The organism is Variovorax sp. efr-133-TYG-130, assembly GCF_030208835.1.
In the GTDB taxonomy this organism is placed as follows: Bacteria; Pseudomonadota; Gammaproteobacteria; order Burkholderiales; family Burkholderiaceae_C; genus Variovorax.
Map to the genome: position 1 here is coordinate 76,649 of NZ_JARVTD010000022.1, position 14,955 is coordinate 91,603.

The 14,955-nt window shown below is 71.6% G+C and carries 17 protein-coding genes; 9 read left to right on the plus strand and 8 right to left on the minus strand.

All coding sequences use genetic code 11. From position 1 onward, the window contains the following. Nucleotides 1–35 precede the first annotated feature (35 nt). The 9 genes from QRN67_RS19350 (at nt 36) to QRN67_RS19390 (ending at nt 8,916) form a co-directional block, all read left to right on the plus strand. Nucleotides 36–1,496 carry a sensor histidine kinase gene (locus QRN67_RS19350; protein WP_285413161.1) on the plus strand — a complete coding sequence of 487 codons (1,461 nt, stop codon included), beginning with the start codon at nt 36–38 and terminating at the stop codon, nt 1,494–1,496. After that, complete coding sequence (locus QRN67_RS19355) at nt 1,481–2,842, plus strand: sigma-54-dependent transcriptional regulator (protein WP_285413162.1); 1,362 nt, start codon at nt 1,481–1,483, stop codon at nt 2,840–2,842. The genes QRN67_RS19350 and QRN67_RS19355 overlap by 16 nt, the downstream gene beginning before the upstream one ends. Nucleotides 2,843–2,992: 150 nt before the next feature. Continuing rightward, nucleotides 2,993–3,790, plus strand: coding sequence for a hypothetical protein (locus QRN67_RS19360; RefSeq protein ID WP_285413163.1), 798 nt, complete (start codon nt 2,993–2,995; stop codon nt 3,788–3,790). A gap of 19 nt (nt 3,791–3,809) precedes the next feature. After that, nucleotides 3,810–5,072 (plus strand): MFS transporter, encoded by a 1,263-nt coding sequence (locus QRN67_RS19365; protein ID WP_285413164.1) that lies wholly within the window; start codon nt 3,810–3,812, stop codon nt 5,070–5,072. Then, entirely contained in the window at nt 5,069–6,229 is a 1,161-nt protein-coding gene (locus QRN67_RS19370; RefSeq protein ID WP_285413165.1) for an SLC13 family permease, read from the plus strand. The genes QRN67_RS19365 and QRN67_RS19370 overlap by 4 nt, the downstream gene beginning before the upstream one ends. A 42-nt stretch (nt 6,230–6,271) precedes the next feature. Beyond that, nucleotides 6,272–6,826: a hypothetical protein gene (locus QRN67_RS19375; protein WP_285413166.1), complete on the plus strand. Its 555-nt coding sequence runs from the start codon at nt 6,272–6,274 to the stop codon at nt 6,824–6,826. 52 nt (nt 6,827–6,878) lie between these two features. Continuing rightward, a complete protein-coding gene (locus QRN67_RS19380) occupies nt 6,879–7,595 on the plus strand; it encodes an AraC family transcriptional regulator (RefSeq protein WP_285413167.1) in 717 nt (238 codons plus the stop codon). An 86-nt stretch (nt 7,596–7,681) separates the two neighbouring features. Further along, complete coding sequence (locus tag QRN67_RS19385) at nt 7,682–8,527, plus strand: DMT family transporter (protein WP_285413168.1); 846 nt, start codon at nt 7,682–7,684, stop codon at nt 8,525–8,527. Between the two features lie 71 nt (nt 8,528–8,598). Then, nucleotides 8,599–8,916 carry a hypothetical protein gene (locus tag QRN67_RS19390; RefSeq protein ID WP_081266143.1) on the plus strand — a complete coding sequence of 106 codons (318 nt, stop codon included), beginning with the start codon at nt 8,599–8,601 and terminating at the stop codon, nt 8,914–8,916. Between the two features lie 31 nt (nt 8,917–8,947). Here the strand turns inward: QRN67_RS19390 and QRN67_RS19395 are convergent, their stop codons facing one another. The 8 genes from QRN67_RS19395 to QRN67_RS19430 form a co-directional block, all read right to left on the minus strand. Next, a complete protein-coding gene (locus QRN67_RS19395; protein ID WP_081266142.1) occupies nt 8,948–9,991 on the minus strand; it encodes an NADP-dependent oxidoreductase in 1,044 nt (347 codons plus the stop codon). Between the two features lie 121 nt (nt 9,992–10,112). Continuing rightward, nucleotides 10,113–11,492, minus strand: a complete 1,380-nt coding sequence (locus QRN67_RS19400; RefSeq protein ID WP_205367927.1) for a HAMP domain-containing sensor histidine kinase — start codon at nt 11,490–11,492, stop codon at nt 10,113–10,115. Between the two features lie 26 nt (nt 11,493–11,518). Beyond that, entirely contained in the window at nt 11,519–12,211 is a 693-nt protein-coding gene (locus tag QRN67_RS19405) for a response regulator transcription factor (protein WP_172839771.1), read from the minus strand. Between the two features lie 50 nt (nt 12,212–12,261). Beyond that, nucleotides 12,262–12,645, minus strand: a complete 384-nt coding sequence (locus QRN67_RS19410; protein WP_285413169.1) for a hypothetical protein — start codon at nt 12,643–12,645, stop codon at nt 12,262–12,264. After that, nucleotides 12,642–13,046: a DUF4260 domain-containing protein gene (locus tag QRN67_RS19415; RefSeq protein ID WP_285413170.1), complete on the minus strand. Its 405-nt coding sequence runs from the start codon at nt 13,044–13,046 to the stop codon at nt 12,642–12,644. The genes QRN67_RS19410 and QRN67_RS19415 overlap by 4 nt, the downstream gene beginning before the upstream one ends. Nucleotides 13,047–13,141: 95 nt before the next feature. Next, nucleotides 13,142–13,597, minus strand: coding sequence for a Spy/CpxP family protein refolding chaperone (locus QRN67_RS19420; RefSeq protein WP_205367666.1), 456 nt, complete (start codon nt 13,595–13,597; stop codon nt 13,142–13,144). Nucleotides 13,598–13,729: 132 nt separating this feature from the next. Next, entirely contained in the window at nt 13,730–14,107 is a 378-nt protein-coding gene (locus QRN67_RS19425; protein WP_285413172.1) for a DUF4148 domain-containing protein, read from the minus strand. A 107-nt stretch (nt 14,108–14,214) separates the two neighbouring features. Beyond that, nucleotides 14,215–14,940, minus strand: a complete 726-nt coding sequence (locus tag QRN67_RS19430) for a YoaK family protein (protein ID WP_285413174.1) — start codon at nt 14,938–14,940, stop codon at nt 14,215–14,217. Between the last annotated feature and the right edge of the window lie 15 nt (nt 14,941–14,955).

Genomic DNA, 14,955 nt, shown 5'->3' on the forward strand with positions numbered 1-14,955 from the left:
GTCGCCGCCCTGAAAACAGGGCACGATTGCGGCAGATGAAATCTCTACGCGGTCAGTTGCTCTTTTTCTGGGTGCTGTTGTTCGGCATGTGCGCCACGCTGGCGGTGGTCATGCTCACGCTGTACCGCAGCAGCGCGGGCGCGCAGGTGGCGGCGGGGCGCACCGCCACCGAGCAGTCGTGCCGGTCCATCGCGGCGCGCTATGCCCGCTCGGCCACCGCCCCCCCGACCGCCCAGCCGCAGGTCGACCTGCTGCAGGTGCTGCTGCAGCTGGTGCTGATAGAGGCGCCGCATGTCGAGGGCGGCGTATGGCAGGCCGGCGGCGGCCACCTGGCCTACGCCTACCCCACCTACGAAGGCAGCGGCGTCAAGCGCGACGTGCCCGCGGCCGAGCAGCCGCTGATCGCCGAGCTGGCGCAGCTCGCGGCGCGCACGCAGCAGCCGCAGACCGACGTGGTGCGCGGCAGCCGCGAGGCGCTGATCGTCTCGGCCTGCCCGCTGGCGACCCCGCGCAATGACCTGGCGGCCTGGACCATGACCCGCACCAGCGGCGGCGCGCTGGCCGCGCAGGACAGCCTGCGCACCGGCCTGGGCGTGTTGCTGGTGCTGGTGCTGGCCTCGGGCCTGTGGCTGGGCTTCATCCTGCTGCGCGGGCTGCGCCATGTGCAGCGCCTGGAAAGCCGGCTGGCCCAGGCCGACGCCGACGGCGCCGCCGTGCCCGAACTCCCCCGCACCGGCGTGCGCGAGCTCGACCGCATCGTCGACGGCTTCAACCACTACCGGCTGCGCTTCGAGGAGGCCCGCACGCACCTGCGCGCGGCCGCCCAGCAGCGCAGCCGCGACCAGCGCCTGGCCGCGCTGGGCCGCATGACGGGCGGCATCGCCCACGAGATCCGCAACCCCATCGCCACCATGCGGCTGAAGGCCGAGAACGCCCTGGCCGCCACGCCCGAGCGGCAGGGCGCCGCGCTGCAGGCCATCGTCGGCCAGATCGACCGGCTCGACGGCCTGGTGCAGAGCCTGCTGGCGCTGGTGCAGCCGGTGGCGCTGGCGCCGGTGGAAGTGGTGCTGCACCGCTGGCTCGACGAGCGCGTGGCCGCCGTGGCGCCCAAGGCCGATGCCGCCGGCGTGCAGGTCACGCTGCATCACGACCATCCCACCAGCGCCACCTTCGACCCGGTGCACCTGGCGCGCGCGGTCGACAACCTGCTCGACAACGCGGTGCGCCATGCGCCGCGCGGCGGCCACGTGGTGCTTTCGGCCCTGCAGCCCGACGCGCGCACGCTGGCCATCCGCGTGGACGACGACGGCCCCGGCGTGCCCGAATCGCTGCAGGCCAGCCTGTTCGAGCCCTTTGCCACCGGGCGCGCCGACGGCACCGGGCTGGGCCTGGCGCTGGCGCGCGAGGTGGCGCTGGCGCACGGCGGCGATCTGCGCCACGTGCCGCTGACGCCGGGCGCCCGATTCGAACTGGAGCTTCCATGGCGCATCTCCTGATCGTCGACGACGACGACGCCTTCCGCGACACGCTGGCCGAGACGCTGCAGGGCCTGGGCCATGAAACGGTCCCGGTCGCCAGCGGCGCCGAGGCCATCGAGACGGCGTCGCGCGAACGCTTCGACGCCGTGTTCCTCGACCACCGCATGCCCGGCATGGACGGCCTGCAGACGCTCGCCGCCCTGCAGGCGCGCCTGGCGCGGCTGCCGCCGGTGATCGTGCTCACGGCCTTTTCGAGCGCGGGCAACACCATCGAGGCGATGCGCCTGGGCGCCTTCGACCACCTGGCCAAGCCCATCAGCCGCGAGGCGGTGCGCGAGGTGCTGGAACGCGCGCTGCAGCAGCAAACGGCGGCCCTGCCGTCCGCCGCGGCGGCAGCGGACGACGACAGCGACCTGATCGGCCCGAGCCAGGCCATGCGCGAGGTGCACAAGCGCATCGGCCTGGCGGCCGCCAATTCGATGCCGGTGCTGGTGCTCGGCGAAACGGGCACCGGCAAGGAAATGGTGGCCCGCGCCCTGCACCGCCATTCGGCCCGCGCCGGCCAGCCGTTCGTGGCCGTCAACTGCTCGGCCATTCCGAAGGAGCTGCTCGAAAGCGAACTCTTCGGCCATGTGCGCGGCGCCTTCACGGGCGCCGCCGGCGAGCGGCCCGGGTGCTTTCGCGCGGCCGACGGCGGCGTGCTGCTGCTCGACGAGATCGGCGACATGGCGCTGGACGTGCAGGCCAAGATCCTGCGCGCCCTGCAGGAGGGCGAGGTCACGCCGCTGGGCAGCCACAAGACGGTGAAGGTCGACGTGCGCGTGGTCGCGGCCACCCACCGCGACCTGGCCGCCGCCGTGCGCGAAGGCCGGTTCCGGGAAGACCTGCTGTACCGGCTCGACGTGCTGTCGATCCGCATGCCGCCGCTGCGCGAACGGCTGGCGGACATCATTCCGCTGGCGGAGCACTTCCTGCGCCGCGCCGCGCTGCAAGGCGCACCCGATGCCGTGTCCAAGGCGCTGTCGGCCGAGGCGGCGCAGCGGCTGCTGAGCCACCCGTGGCCGGGCAACGTGCGGGAGCTGCGCAACGTGATGGAACGCTGCCATGCGCTGGTGCGGCACCGCGTGATCGGCGGCGCGGACCTGGACCTCGCGCTCGGAGCCCCGGCTCCCGGCGAAGCACCCGCCACGCTGCCTGCCGACTGGCTCGAGGGCGAACTCCCCGCCGCCGTCGAGAAGCTGGAGCGCCTGCTGATCGCGCACGCGCTGGCGCAGACGCAGGGCAATCGCGCCGAAACGGCACGCCGGCTGGGCATCCACCGGCAGCTGCTGTATCGAAAACTGGCGCAGTACGGCCTCGAATGAGCCACGGGTGTCCGCAAACCGGACACCCGGTGTCTCCGGATCATGCGGCGGCAAGCTGCATGATCCTCGTAAGTTGTTGATTTGAAAGGATTCATGGGCTGGCACGTTGTGTGAGATGTCTTTGGGCATCCACCCTTCAAGGAGCCATCCATGACACATCGCATCACCTTCCTCGCTGCCGCCTGCCTGCTGGCGAGCAGCGCTGCTTTCGCCCAGGTGCCGCCGCCGCCCGGCGGCCCGGTGCCCCCGCCGCCGCTCGGCGCCACCGCCCCCATGCCGCCCGCCGCGCCGGAAGCGGGCACCGTCGCCAGCGGCCGCGTGCAGCAGTGGCTCATCAACCCCAATGGCGAAGCCGACGGCCTGCTGCTGAGCGACGGCACGCAGGTCGCATTTCCGCCGCACCTCTCGGCGGCGGTGATGCAGATGCTCAAGCCCGGCGACACGGTGCAGGTCAGCGGCTGGCGCGCGCCCAACGTGCCGGTGGTGCGCATGCAGGCCCTCGTCGCCAACGGCCGCAGCCTGACAGACCAGCCTCCGGCGCCCGGCATGGCACCGCCGCCGCCGCGCGACCCGGGCGCGCTAATCGCGCTGTCAGCGGGCGGTCGCATCGAACGCCTGCTCTACACCGACCGCGGCGACGTGCGCGGCGTGGTGCTCGCCGACAAGACCACGGTGCGCTTTCCCCCGCACATCGGCGCCATGTACGGCGCGCAGCTGCAACCCGGCGCACAGCTCCATGCACGCGGCTGGGGTACGCGCAGCGCGCAGGGCACGGCGCTGGAAGCCACCAGCCTCGGCCCGACCGCGGACACGGTGCGCGAAGTATTTGGCGGGCCGGGCCTGGAACCCGCACCGCGCGGTCCCGGCGGTCCCCGCGGTCCGAGGGGCGCGGGCCCCACGCCGCCCGCGCCGCTGATGGCTCCGCCGGCCCCGGTACCGGCCTCCTGATCTTGCTGTCCGGCCCGCCATGACCACCACCGCCGCACCCTCGCGCCGCAGCCTGCGCGCACTCGACGCACTGGCCTTCTTCGCACCCGACATCCAGGGCGGCGTCGGCCCGTTCCTGATCGTCTTCATGGCCGGCACGCTGGCCTGGGACCCGCAGCGGATCGGCACCGTGATGTTCGTCTCGGCGCTGGTCGGGCTGCTGGTTCAGGCGCCGGCCGGGGCGCTGATCGACAGCGCGCGCCACAAGCCGCGCTGGATCGCCGGCGCCATTTCGCTCATCGCGGCATGCCTGGTGGTCATGGCGCACTGGCCGGGCTACGGCGTGATCCTGGCGGGGCAGTCGCTCATCGGCGCGGCGGGCACGCTGGTGGCGCCCGCCATCGCGGCCGTCAGCCTGGGCATGGTGGGCCGCGCCGGGCTGGACGCGCGGGTCGGCCGCAACGCCGCGATCACGGCGGCGGGCACGGTGCTGTGGGCGCTGGGCACCGGCTGGGTGGGCCACGCGTTCGGCCCGCGCGCCATGTTCTTCTACGCGGTGGCGATGGCGCTGCCGACCATCGCGGCGGCCATGCTGATCCGCAAGCGCGACGTCGATCCGAAGCTGGCGCGCGGCGCCGATGCCGATCACGACGAGGCCGGCGCGCCGCACTCCACCGCACGCTGGTACGACCGCCGCTTCATCGTGCTGCTGACCTGCGCCTTCCTGTTCCACCTGGCCAATGCCGCCATGCTCACGCTCGTGGCGCAGAAGGTCGGCACGCAGGCCGGCACCTCGGCCACGCTGTGGCTTTCGGGCGGGGTCATCGTCACGCAGCTGGTCACCATCCCGATCGCCCTGGCGGTCGGGCGCTGGGCGCCGCGGCTGCCGCGCAAGCCGATCTTCCTGGTCGGCTTCGCGGTGCTGCCGGTACGCGGGCTGATGTACCTGCTGGCCGACAGCCCGGCCGCGCTGCTCTCGCTGCAGGTGCTGGACGGCATCGGCGCGGGCATCTTCGGCGTGATGCTGACCCTGATGATCGGCGACCTCACGCGCGGCAGCGGCCACTTCAACTTCGCGCTGGGCATCGGCGCGGCCTGCGTGGGGCTGGGCGCGGCGCTCAGCAACCTGGTGGCGGGCACCGTCGCGCACCTGGCCGGCTACGGCACGGCCTTCGTGATGCTGGCGGGCATCGCGGCTGCTGCGCTGACGCTGTTCGCGCTCGCGATGCCGGAAACTCGCGAGCGGCGCCGTTCGATGGCGAACGCGCCGGCCGCCTCCGCACTGACCATCGCCGCTCCATGACCAAAGACACCGTGTCCGCCCTCGCTTCCTCCTCGCCCGCCGCTTCCGGCGCCGACGCGCCCGCAACCCACGAAGGCGGCGGCAACGGCCTGCTCTGGGTGCTGGTGGCGGTGGCGGTGCTGTTCGCCTTCTTGCGCCCGCGCGCGCCGATGGACTGGCTCAAGCTGGTCGACTGGCAGACCGTGGGCGCGCTGGCCGGGCTGCTCGCCATCACGCAGGGCGTGGAGAAGAGCGGCATGCTCCAGTCGGCCGCCCAGCGGCTGCTGGCACGCACCACCGACCTGCGCCAGCTGGCGCTGCTGCTGACCGCCACGGCGGCCGTGCTGTCGGCGCTGGTCACCAACGACGTGAGCCTGTTCCTGCTGGTGCCGCTCACCCGCGTGCTGGCCACCCAGGCGCACCTGCCGCTGGCGCGGCTGGTGGTGCTGCAGGCGCTGGCGGTGAACGCGGGCTCCGCGCTCACGCCCATCGGCAATCCGCAGAACCTGTACCTGTGGCACCGCACCGGCGAGAGCTTCGGCGGCTTCATGCTGATGATGGCGCCCACCGTGCTGGTCATGCTGTTCTGGCTGTTCGTGGCCGTTTGGCTGCTGGTGCCGCGCACGGCCATCGCGCTCAAGCCGGCGGCCGAGGCCACGCCGGTGCAGCCGAGGCTGCTGGCGCTGTCGGGCGTGCTGTTCGTGGGCTTCGTCGTCGCGCTCGACCGGCACTGGCTGCTGGCGGGCCTGGCGGTGGTGTTCGTCGCCTACCTGCTGTTCCAGCGCCGCGTGCTGCTGGGCGTCGACTGGGCGCTGCTCGCCATCATCGCGCTGATGTTCGTCGACCTGCGACAGCTCGCCGAACTGCCGGCGGTGGCTTCGCTGGTGGGCCAGTGGCCGATTGCCGAGGGCTGGCGCGCGTACCTCGCGGCCATCGTCACCTCGCAGTTCATCAGCAACGTGCCGGCCACCATCCTGCTGGACCGCTACGTGCACGACCTGCCCGCGCTGGCGGCGGGCGTGAGCGTGGGCGGCTTCGGCTGCGTGCTGGGCTCGCTGGCCAACCTCATCGCCCTGCGGCTGGCCAAGGTGCCGCACGGGCTGCGCGAGTTCCATCGCATCAGCATTCCCTTCCTGGTCGTGTGCGCAGCATCGGCGCTGCTGCTGCGGCTCGGTTGATCGCGTTTTCCGTTCCACAACCACACTCAAAAAGGACATTCCATGCCACATCCCCACGACACCCTCGACGTCTGGTCGGTCGAAGGCCGGTTCCAGCATCTGATCTACAGCCCCAAGGGCGGCATCGAAGGCGTGCTGATCGACACCGACGGCGTGCCCACGCAGTTCGTGTTCGAGCGCCACGACGAAGACGCCGCGGCCGCGTTCGCCGACCTGAAGTCCGGCCAGGCACTGGTGATCGAAGGCATCGAGGAAGGCCCCTCGCCCAAGGGCGAGGCGCAACACACGGTCTACCGCTTCGAACGGCTGGCGTCGGTCGACGGCAAGGCCCCGCGCCAGGCGGAGGCCGCCGCAAGCATCGACGGCCAGGTGGTGCGCTTCAACTACGCGCGCCACGGCGAGGCCAACGGCGTGGTGCTGGACACCGGCGACTTCGTCCACACCAAGCCCGACGGCATGGCGCGCCTGGGCCTGAAAGTGGGCGACAAGGTGCGGGCCGAGGGCCGCACGCAGCCGCTGGCGACCGGCAACGGGCGCGTGGTCGAGGCCGTGCGGGTCAACGGACAGGCCGTGCGGGACGACGCCGACGAGGGCTGATCGATCCCGCTTGCGGCACGGCCGGGGCTGCGCGGACAATCCGCTGCAGCCCATGCATGCCCCCGCTTCCTCCCAGCCGCCCCACCAGCCCCGCCATGAACTCGCCCTGCGCGACTATGGCCACTCGCACGGCAGCCACGCGCACGACCACTTCCAGGTGCTGATCGGCCTGGACGGCGTGCTCGAGATCGAAGTGGAGGGCCGGGGCCGCGACATCGGCGCAGGCCAAGCGCAGGTGATCGCCCCGGGCGAGCGGCACGACTTCAGCGCGCGCAAGCACGGCAGCCTGTGCCTGGTGCTCGACACCACGCAGCCGGCATGGGCGCGCTGCACCGAGCGCGCACCGACCGGCGCGCCACAACTGCACACGCTGGCGCGCTACCTGGCGCAATGCATCAGGCAGCCGCAGGCCTCGGCGCTGGCCCTGCTGCACGGCCCCGCGCTGCTGCTGGAGGCCTGGAGCCCCGGGCCGGCGTCTTCGGACTCGCGCCGTCGCCGCATCGACTGGCCCCTGCTCGCCGACTGGGCCCGGGCCCGCTGGCACGAGCCGCTGGGCGTGGCCGACCTGGCCGATGTCGCCTGCCTGAGCCCGAGCCAGTTCGCGCAGCGCTGCCGCGAAGAACAGGGCACGAGCCCGATGCACTGGCTGCGCTCGCTGCGGCTGGCGCATGCGCGCGAACTGCGGCTCGGCGGCATGGGCGTGGCCGAGACGGCGCGCCGCACGGGCTACCGCTCGCCGTCGGCGCTGACCGCCGCGCTGCGCCGCTGATTTCACCGCCGATCCCGCCGCAAACCGTCGTTGCGCGACGACAGTCCGTCATTGCGCGACGCTCGCATCGCGTAGCCTCGCCGGCCATGCCGTCCACTTTCTTTGCACTGCTCGCCATTGCGCTCTGGGCGACGCTCGCCTCGCTGGGCACCTCGCTGTCGCACCTGCCCCCGTTCCTCACGACCGGTATCGCGCTGATCGTCGGCAGCGTGCCGAGCTGGCCGCTGGTGCTGCGCGACCGCAGCGCATGGAAGGTGCCGCCGCGCACGCTGGCGCTGGGCATCTACGGCCTGTTCGGCTATCACTTCCTGCTGTTCATGGCGCTGCGGATCGCGCCGCCGGTGGAAGCCAACCTCGTCAACTACCTGTGGCCGCTGCTCATGGTGATGCTCGCGCCGGTGCTGCTGACAGGCATGTCGCTGCGACCGGTGCACGTGGTGGCGGCGCTGCTGGGGTTCGCGGGCGCGGCGGCGGCGATCCTCGGGGCGCGGGGGGCCGTGGCCTCCGGGCCGGCAACCACGTACTGGGGCTTCCTGACCGCGCTGGCCTCGGCCGTGATCTGGGCCAGCTACTCGCTGTGGACGAAGCGCGTGCCGGCCTTCCCCACTTCCGCCATCGGGCTGTTCGGGCTGGTCTCGGGCCTGCTGGCGCTGGCCTGCCATGCCCTGCTGGAGACACCGGCCGTGTTGTCGGGCCGCGACTGGCTGCTGCTGGTGCTGTGCGGCCTCGGCCCGCTGGGCGCGGCCTTCTTCCTGTGGGACATGGCGCTCAAGCGCGGCGACGCGCGGCAGATCGGCATCCTGAGCTACATCACGCCGCTGGCCTCGACCGCGCTGCTGCTCGCCGTGACCGGCCGGCCGCTGACCTGGAGCATCGCGCTCGCGGCGATCCTGATCATCTCGGCCGCGCTGATGGGCACCCGCGCGCGCTGAATGCGCCTGCGTCCGACGGCGCGCCGCGCGTTTTCTGGCAGAGTGGCGGCTCAGGAACAAAGGAGCCACGCATGAACGAAAAGAACGGTGATTTCGAGATCACGCCCAAGCTCGTGTTCGACATGAACCTTGCGCTGTACCTCGATCTGGTCGCCGCACTGGAAACCGCGGGCGCCGTCACCTACCGCCAGATGGCGGCCCGCGTTCTGAACATCAGCATGGATGCCCGCGACGACGGCGAAGCCGGCCTGTCGACGGTGCTCGAAGGCATCGCCAAGGGCTTCGCGGGCCGGGGCGACGGCCTGTCGATCGAGCTGCTGAAGGCCGCGCGCGGCCTGCGGGACGACGAGGCGATGGGCGACATTCCCATGCGCCCCGAAAACGACTGAAGCGTCCCCCGCCCGTCGATCAGTCAGTCGATCAGGCTTCGGCGACCTGCAGCACCAGCTTGCCGAAGTTCTCGCCCGCAAAGAGCTTGTTGAGCGACTCGGGGAAGGTGTCCAGTCCCTTGACGACGTCTTCCTTGCTCTTCATGCGGCCGTCCTTCAGGTAGCCGGCCATCTCGGCGATGGCGATGTGATACCGGTCGGCGTAGTCGAACACCACGATGCCCTCCATGCGCGCGCGGTTCACCAGCAGGCTCAGGTAGTTCTTCGGCCCGGCCGAGGGCATGCTGTTGGCGTTGTTGTACTGGCTGATGGCGCCGCAGATGATGATGCGGGCCTTGCGCGCGAGCCGCGCCAGCACCATGTCGAGGATCTCGCCGCCGACGTTGTCGAAGTAGACGTCCACGCCCTTCGGGCAATGCGCCTTGAGGCCTTCGCGCACAGCGCCCGCGCCGGCCTTGTAGTCGATGCAGGCGTCGAAGCCCAGCTCCTTGACCACCCAGTCGCACTTGGCGGCGCCGCCGGCGATGCCGACGACGCGGCAGCCCTTGATCTTGGCCAGCTGGCCCACGGTCTGGCCCACGGCGCCCGCCGCACCGGAGACCACCACCGTCTCGCCCGGCTTCGGCTGGCCCACGTCCATCAGCCCGAAGTAGCCGGTCATGCCGGGCATGCCCAGCACGTTGAGCCACTGGGTGATGCTGCCGACGCTCAGGTCGATTTTCACCAGACCGTTGCGCTTGAGGTCGTCCTGCGCGATGAGGATGTATTCCTGCACGCCGAGCGTGCCGTACACCGTGTCGCCGACGGCGAACTTCGGGTTCTTCGAGGCCACCACGCGGCCGACGCCGCCGGCGCGCATCACCTCGTCGATGGCCACGGGCGGGATGTAGCTCTTGGCGTCGTTGAGCCAGCCGCGCATGGCCGGGTCGAGCGACAGCGACAGCGTCTTGACCAGCACGCCGCCCTCGGCCGGCTCGCCGACGGGCTCGGTGGTGAACTTCCAGTTCTCGCGGGTGGCGGCGCCTTCGGGGCGCTTGGCAAGGCGGACCTGGTGGTTGGTGAGGGGGCTGCTCATGGTGTCTCCTTGAATGACGGGCCGGGCGCCGGCGTGGGCGCGCAGGCGCATCGTAGCCGCGCACCCCGCGCCCTCCGTAGCCCCGCCTGTAGCGCATGCGACAGCCGGGCGCGGCCGCGCGCTACACCAGCCGCACGATGATCTGCAGCCCCGGCGAGGCGTTGCGCACCATGAGTTCGCCGCCGTGCGCCTCGGCGATCAGCCGGCACAGGTACATGCCCAGGCCGACGCCGCCGGTGGCCCGCGCCCGCGCGCCGTCGGTGCGGTAGAAGGGCTCGGTGAGCCGCTCCAGCTGTGCATCGTCGACGCCGGGGCCGTGGTCGCGCACCTCGATCTCGACGCCCTGCTGCTTGCCGTCGAGCACCGCGCGCAGCGACACGCAGGGCGGGCGCGGCGCGTCGTTGCTGTAGCGCAGCGCGTTGTCCAGCAGGTTGCGCACCAGCAGGCGGATGCGCATGCGGTCGACGGCATGCGGCGGCAGGCCGTCGGCCAGGTCCAGGTGCACCTGCTGCGCGCCGGGCATCTCGGCCACGGTCTCGCGGATCAGCACGGCCAGGTCGACCGGCTCGCGCTGCAGCGCCACGTGCGGGCTCGCCAGCCGTTCGCTTTCGAGCAGGTCGCTGATGAGGTCGCGCATCTCGTTCAGGTCGCGCAGCAGCGCCTCGCGCTCGGCCTGGCCTTCGGGCGTGGCCGGCAGCAGCTCGGCGTTGAGGCGGGCACGGGTGAGCGGCGAGCGCAGCTCGTGGCTCAGCGCGAGCAGCAGGCCGCGCTTGGCGTCGAGCATGGCCTGGATGTCGTCGGCCATGGTGTTGACGCGCTGCGCGAGATCGCCGAGGTCGTCGTTGCGGCGGACCGGAATGGGCTGCGAGAACTCGCCGCGCCCGAAGCGCTGCGCACCTTCTCGGATGTCGATCAGCGGCCGCAGCAGCCGGCTCACGTAGGCATAGGCCAGCAGCACGCACGACAGCAGCACGCCGAGCGTGGCCCAGCCGATGACGCGCGGCGCCAGCTCCCAGAGCTTGGGCGACCAGCCGAAGATCACGCGGTGCCCATCGGCGGTGGAGCGGATGAACCACTTGTCGCCGCCTGGCCTGTCGTCGCGGTCGTGCATCCAGCCGCCGGGGCTGTTCGCGCCGCCGGGGTTGGAGTCCCAGTTGACCGTGGGGCCGACGATGCGGATGGTGATGGGAAGGCGCGCCACCAGCGCCTGCGCGCGCGCCACGTCCGGCGGCGTGCCGATGTCGGCGACCAGGCGGTCGGTGTAGTCGGTCAGCATCGGCCTGGCGGCCTCGGCCCAGCCGGTGGAAAAAGCCCGCTTCATGCCGCCCATGAAGACCACTGCCATCACCATGGCCAGCAGCACGAACATCAGCACCAGCCGCACGCGCAGCGAACGGCGCCAGCGGCGCTTGCCCTGCACCTTCTCGTTCCAGCGAGCATGCCACTGCTTGTGCCACTCCTGGCGCCATTCTTCGTCGCGGCATTCCATGCGCCGCCGCATCTCGCGGGGGAACCTGCGGTTGAAGCTCATGCAGTCTCGCTGCGCGCCACGGCCAGCGCGTAGCCGGCATTGCGCAGCGTCTTGATGCAGTCCAGCGGCTCCAGCTTCTTGCGCAGGCGGCTCACCACGATGTCGACCGCGCGCGTGTAAAGCTCGGCCTCGTGGCCGCGCAGGCGGTTGAGGATGTCGTCGCGGCTGAAGACCTTGCCGGGTTCGCCGGCCAGCAGCGCGAGCAGCTCGAACTCGGTGCCGGTGAGCTCCACGCGCTCGCCGTGGCGCAGCACCTGTCGGCGGTCGAGGTCGATCGACAGGCCGTCGAACACGCGCTGCTGCGTGCTGCTTGCGGCCGGCGGCGCGCTGCGCTGGCGGCGCAGGATGGTCTGCACGCGCGCCACCAGCTCGCGCGGCTCGAAGGGCTTGGGCACGTAGTCGTCGGCGCCCAGTTCGAGGCCGACCACGCGGTCCATCACTTCGCCGCGCGCGGTGAGCATCACGATGGGGATGTCGCTTTCCTTGCGGATCTCGCGGCACAGCTCGAAGCCGTCCATCTCGGGCAGCATGACGTCGAGGATGGCGGCGTCGTATTGGCCGGCGCGCAGCTTGGCGAGGCCTTCGCTCGGGCGCACTGCGCTTTCGAGCGTGCAGCCGAAGCGTGCGAAGTAGGTGGTCAGCGGCGCGGCGAGGTGTTCGTCGTCGTCGATCAGCAGGATGCGCGGCATGGCGGGATTGTGCCTCCTGGCAAGCATGTGGCGGATGACTTCGCTCACCATCAGACCCGCCGGCATCGCACCGCCCAGGTCAGGCCCGCCACCAGAAGTGCGAGCAGCAGCGCGTGGTAGACCACGTCGCCCGTGGAGCCGGGGCCGATGCCGGCCACGATGGTGCCCAGCCCGACCAGCGTGCCCAGCAGCGCGAAGCCCTGGCCGAAGATGGCGGCGCGCCGCGCATGCGCGGGACGCAGCCAGGTCTCGACCGAAGCCAGCACCAGCACCGTCGCGATCACCGCCTCGGCGATGCGCGCCTGTGCATGCGCATGGCCCGGCACGAGGTAGCCGGCATGCACCGTCGACGCGACACCGAGCGTGAACGCCTCGGCGAGCATCCATGCGCGCGCGGTGCGCGGGCGCATGACGGGGGCGGCGATGGCGCTCACCACGGATCGGCCCGGCCGATGCGGCCGAGATGCGTGAGCCCGAAACCGGCGGCGTACTTGAGCCCGTAGCCGAGCGCGCGGTCGAAGCCGATGTGGGCGAACCAGATCAACCCGCCGGCCACAGCCCACGGCGTGGCCGCGAGCACGCCGAGCGCGAGCAAAAGTGAGGGGCCGACGTATGAGTGCGTCGCGTTGTACAGCGCCGCGCCCACGCGCGGCCCGGCAAGGTAGCCGAGCATCGCGAGGTCGGGCGCCAGCAGCCAGAGCGCGAACACGCCCCAGCCCAGCCCGTACTGCGCGTACGCGGCAAGCGCCACGCCAAGCACCACCGCGCCCTCGAGGCGCAGCAGCGCACGCACGCCACCCGCGGCCGCGGCGCCAGAGGCCTGTTCGCGGGACACCGCGGAACCGGCTTCGCCGGCCCGCAGGTATCGCCCCCGGAGAGGGGGAAGGCGAAGCGACACGAAGTGCGCGAAGACTGGGGGCGAGCCCATGCTCAGTTCCAGCGGCGGCCGCCGCGCTCCATGAAGTCGCGCACCTTCTGCTGCTGCGCGGCGTTCAGGTTGTCGTAGAAGTCGGCGGCGGCCGCGATGATCTCGGGGCTGCCGGCGCGCACCGCCGCGGTCTTCTCGTCGACGAGTCGTGCGGCACCGGCCTGGTCGAGCTTGTTGCCCGCGAACAGCGCCTTGAACTGCGAGCGCGGGTCGCCCGAGCCGCCTGCGCCGCGCATGGCTTCACGCTGCGCCTGCATCTTCTCTGCCAGCACGGTGAGCTTCTGTTTCTGGTTGGCGTCGAGCTCGAGCTTGCTGCCCACGCGTTCGACCATCTTGGCGCGGAATTCGGCACTGTTGCCGCTCCAGCCGTGGCGGTGGCCGGCGCAGCCGGCGATGCTGCCGGCCACCACCGCGAGGCCGGCAAAACCGAAGAGAGTACGTTTGATCCAGTGCTTCATGATTGTTCCTTGCTCGCCCCCAGGCTTGCCCACTTCGTGTGGCCGCCATCCCCCTACCGGGGGCGACACCCGTGGCCCGGCAAAGCCGGTTCCACGGTGTCCCTGAAAAAGGGGCATCGTTGATTGGAGGGATTACAGGCGGCTGCTCTTGGCGTTGGCCGCCGAGGCGCGCGCGTCCACGGGGTTCTGCATGGTCGAGATGACCTGGCTGTTCACGCGCGAGCCCGAGGACACGTTCTGGTCGGGCGCCGCCGCGGTGCGCACGGCTTCGGCGACGACGCGGGCGCGCTCGGTCGACACGGCCACGGTCTCGGGACCGCGCGAGCCGCGCACCACGTTCTGGTCGGGGGCGGACGCGGTGCGCACGGCTTCGGCGCTGACTTCGGCGCGGCTCTTGGCCGACACGGCGGGCAGCACGCCCTCGTAGCTTTCAGCCTTGGCGCCGGCTGCCGCGAGCATGGCGAACGAACCGACGGCGATGATCTGGGTCAGGGAGAGAGATTGCTTCATTTGGCAGGCCTTTCTTTCAGGGGTTGGAAGAGAAGGCCTGATCGTGCTTGCGGGGCCGCCGCAAGTCCTTTCGCCGCAGTTTCGGCGTGTTTCGTTTTATTGCGGCGCTAGTGCTTTCGCAGCAGCCGCAGCAGCACCGCGAGCGCGATGCAGGGCGCGAGCAGCGCCCAGAAGCCCGCATGCGCATAGCCCAACCCGCCCGCCAGCGAGCCGGCGGCGAACGTGGCCACCGGCGGCCACGCCTTGTGCAGGCGGGCACCGGCCGCCGCCATGCCGGGCGCGCGCGTCGCGATGTCGACCAGGTCCATCACCAGCTGCGTGACGTTGCCTGTCATCACGGTGCTGGGCGTCAGGCGCGAGAACACGCTGCGCGCGGCGGTGTTCTGCACCGACATCGCCAGCACGCCCATCAGCCCGACGCCGATGGCCTGCATGCCGCCGCCGTGTGCAAACGGCCCGGCCCACACGCCGGCAAGCATGAAGGCCACGAGGCCCGCGAGCTGGATGGCGACCAGCGGCGCGGCGGTGTCGCGCCCTTGCCGTTCGCGCCGCAGCTGGAACAGGCGCGTGGCAGCGACGCCGATGACGAAGGTCGGCAGCGCCAGCAGCTTGCCGACCACATCCGCATGGCCGTCGCCCGCCATCGCCGCGCCGATCAGCACGAAGTTGCCGGTGACGTGCGCGGTGAAGAGGCCGAACAGCGCGACGAAGCCGAGCGTGTCGACGAAGCCGCCGGTGAAGGCGAGCAGCATGCCGTGGCCGGGAGGATCGACAGGCGCCGCGTCGGCAGCGTGGGCGGCGGGCGCGGCGGGCGTGGACGAAGGCGAAGTCATGCGAGCGATGTCCCT

What these genes read in the sequence shown, in the direction of transcription:
- QRN67_RS19400 (WP_205367927.1), bottom strand. Translation starts at nt 11,492, where the DNA reads ATGCGGCGGCGCATGGAATGCCGCGACGAAGAATGGCGCCAGGAGTGG.
- QRN67_RS19375 (WP_285413166.1), top strand. Translation starts at nt 6,272, where the DNA reads ATGCCACATCCCCACGACACCCTCGACGTCTGGTCGGTCGAAGGCCGG.
- QRN67_RS19385 (WP_285413168.1), top strand. Translation starts at nt 7,682, where the DNA reads ATGCCGTCCACTTTCTTTGCACTGCTCGCCATTGCGCTCTGGGCGACG.
- QRN67_RS19365 (WP_285413164.1), top strand. Translation starts at nt 3,810, where the DNA reads ATGACCACCACCGCCGCACCCTCGCGCCGCAGCCTGCGCGCACTCGAC.
- QRN67_RS19420 (WP_205367666.1), bottom strand. Translation starts at nt 13,597, where the DNA reads ATGAAGCACTGGATCAAACGTACTCTCTTCGGTTTTGCCGGCCTCGCG.
- QRN67_RS19370 (WP_285413165.1), top strand. Translation starts at nt 5,069, where the DNA reads ATGACCAAAGACACCGTGTCCGCCCTCGCTTCCTCCTCGCCCGCCGCT.
- QRN67_RS19380 (WP_285413167.1), top strand. Translation starts at nt 6,879, where the DNA reads ATGCATGCCCCCGCTTCCTCCCAGCCGCCCCACCAGCCCCGCCATGAA.
- QRN67_RS19395 (WP_081266142.1), bottom strand. Translation starts at nt 9,991, where the DNA reads ATGAGCAGCCCCCTCACCAACCACCAGGTCCGCCTTGCCAAGCGCCCC.
- QRN67_RS19360 (WP_285413163.1), top strand. Translation starts at nt 2,993, where the DNA reads ATGACACATCGCATCACCTTCCTCGCTGCCGCCTGCCTGCTGGCGAGC.
- QRN67_RS19425 (WP_285413172.1), bottom strand. Translation starts at nt 14,107, where the DNA reads ATGAAGCAATCTCTCTCCCTGACCCAGATCATCGCCGTCGGTTCGTTC.
- QRN67_RS19355 (WP_285413162.1), top strand. Translation starts at nt 1,481, where the DNA reads ATGGCGCATCTCCTGATCGTCGACGACGACGACGCCTTCCGCGACACG.
- QRN67_RS19405 (WP_172839771.1), bottom strand. Translation starts at nt 12,211, where the DNA reads ATGCCGCGCATCCTGCTGATCGACGACGACGAACACCTCGCCGCGCCG.
- QRN67_RS19390 (WP_081266143.1), top strand. Translation starts at nt 8,599, where the DNA reads ATGAACGAAAAGAACGGTGATTTCGAGATCACGCCCAAGCTCGTGTTC.
- QRN67_RS19430 (WP_285413174.1), bottom strand. Translation starts at nt 14,940, where the DNA reads ATGACTTCGCCTTCGTCCACGCCCGCCGCGCCCGCCGCCCACGCTGCC.
- QRN67_RS19350 (WP_285413161.1), top strand. Translation starts at nt 36, where the DNA reads ATGAAATCTCTACGCGGTCAGTTGCTCTTTTTCTGGGTGCTGTTGTTC.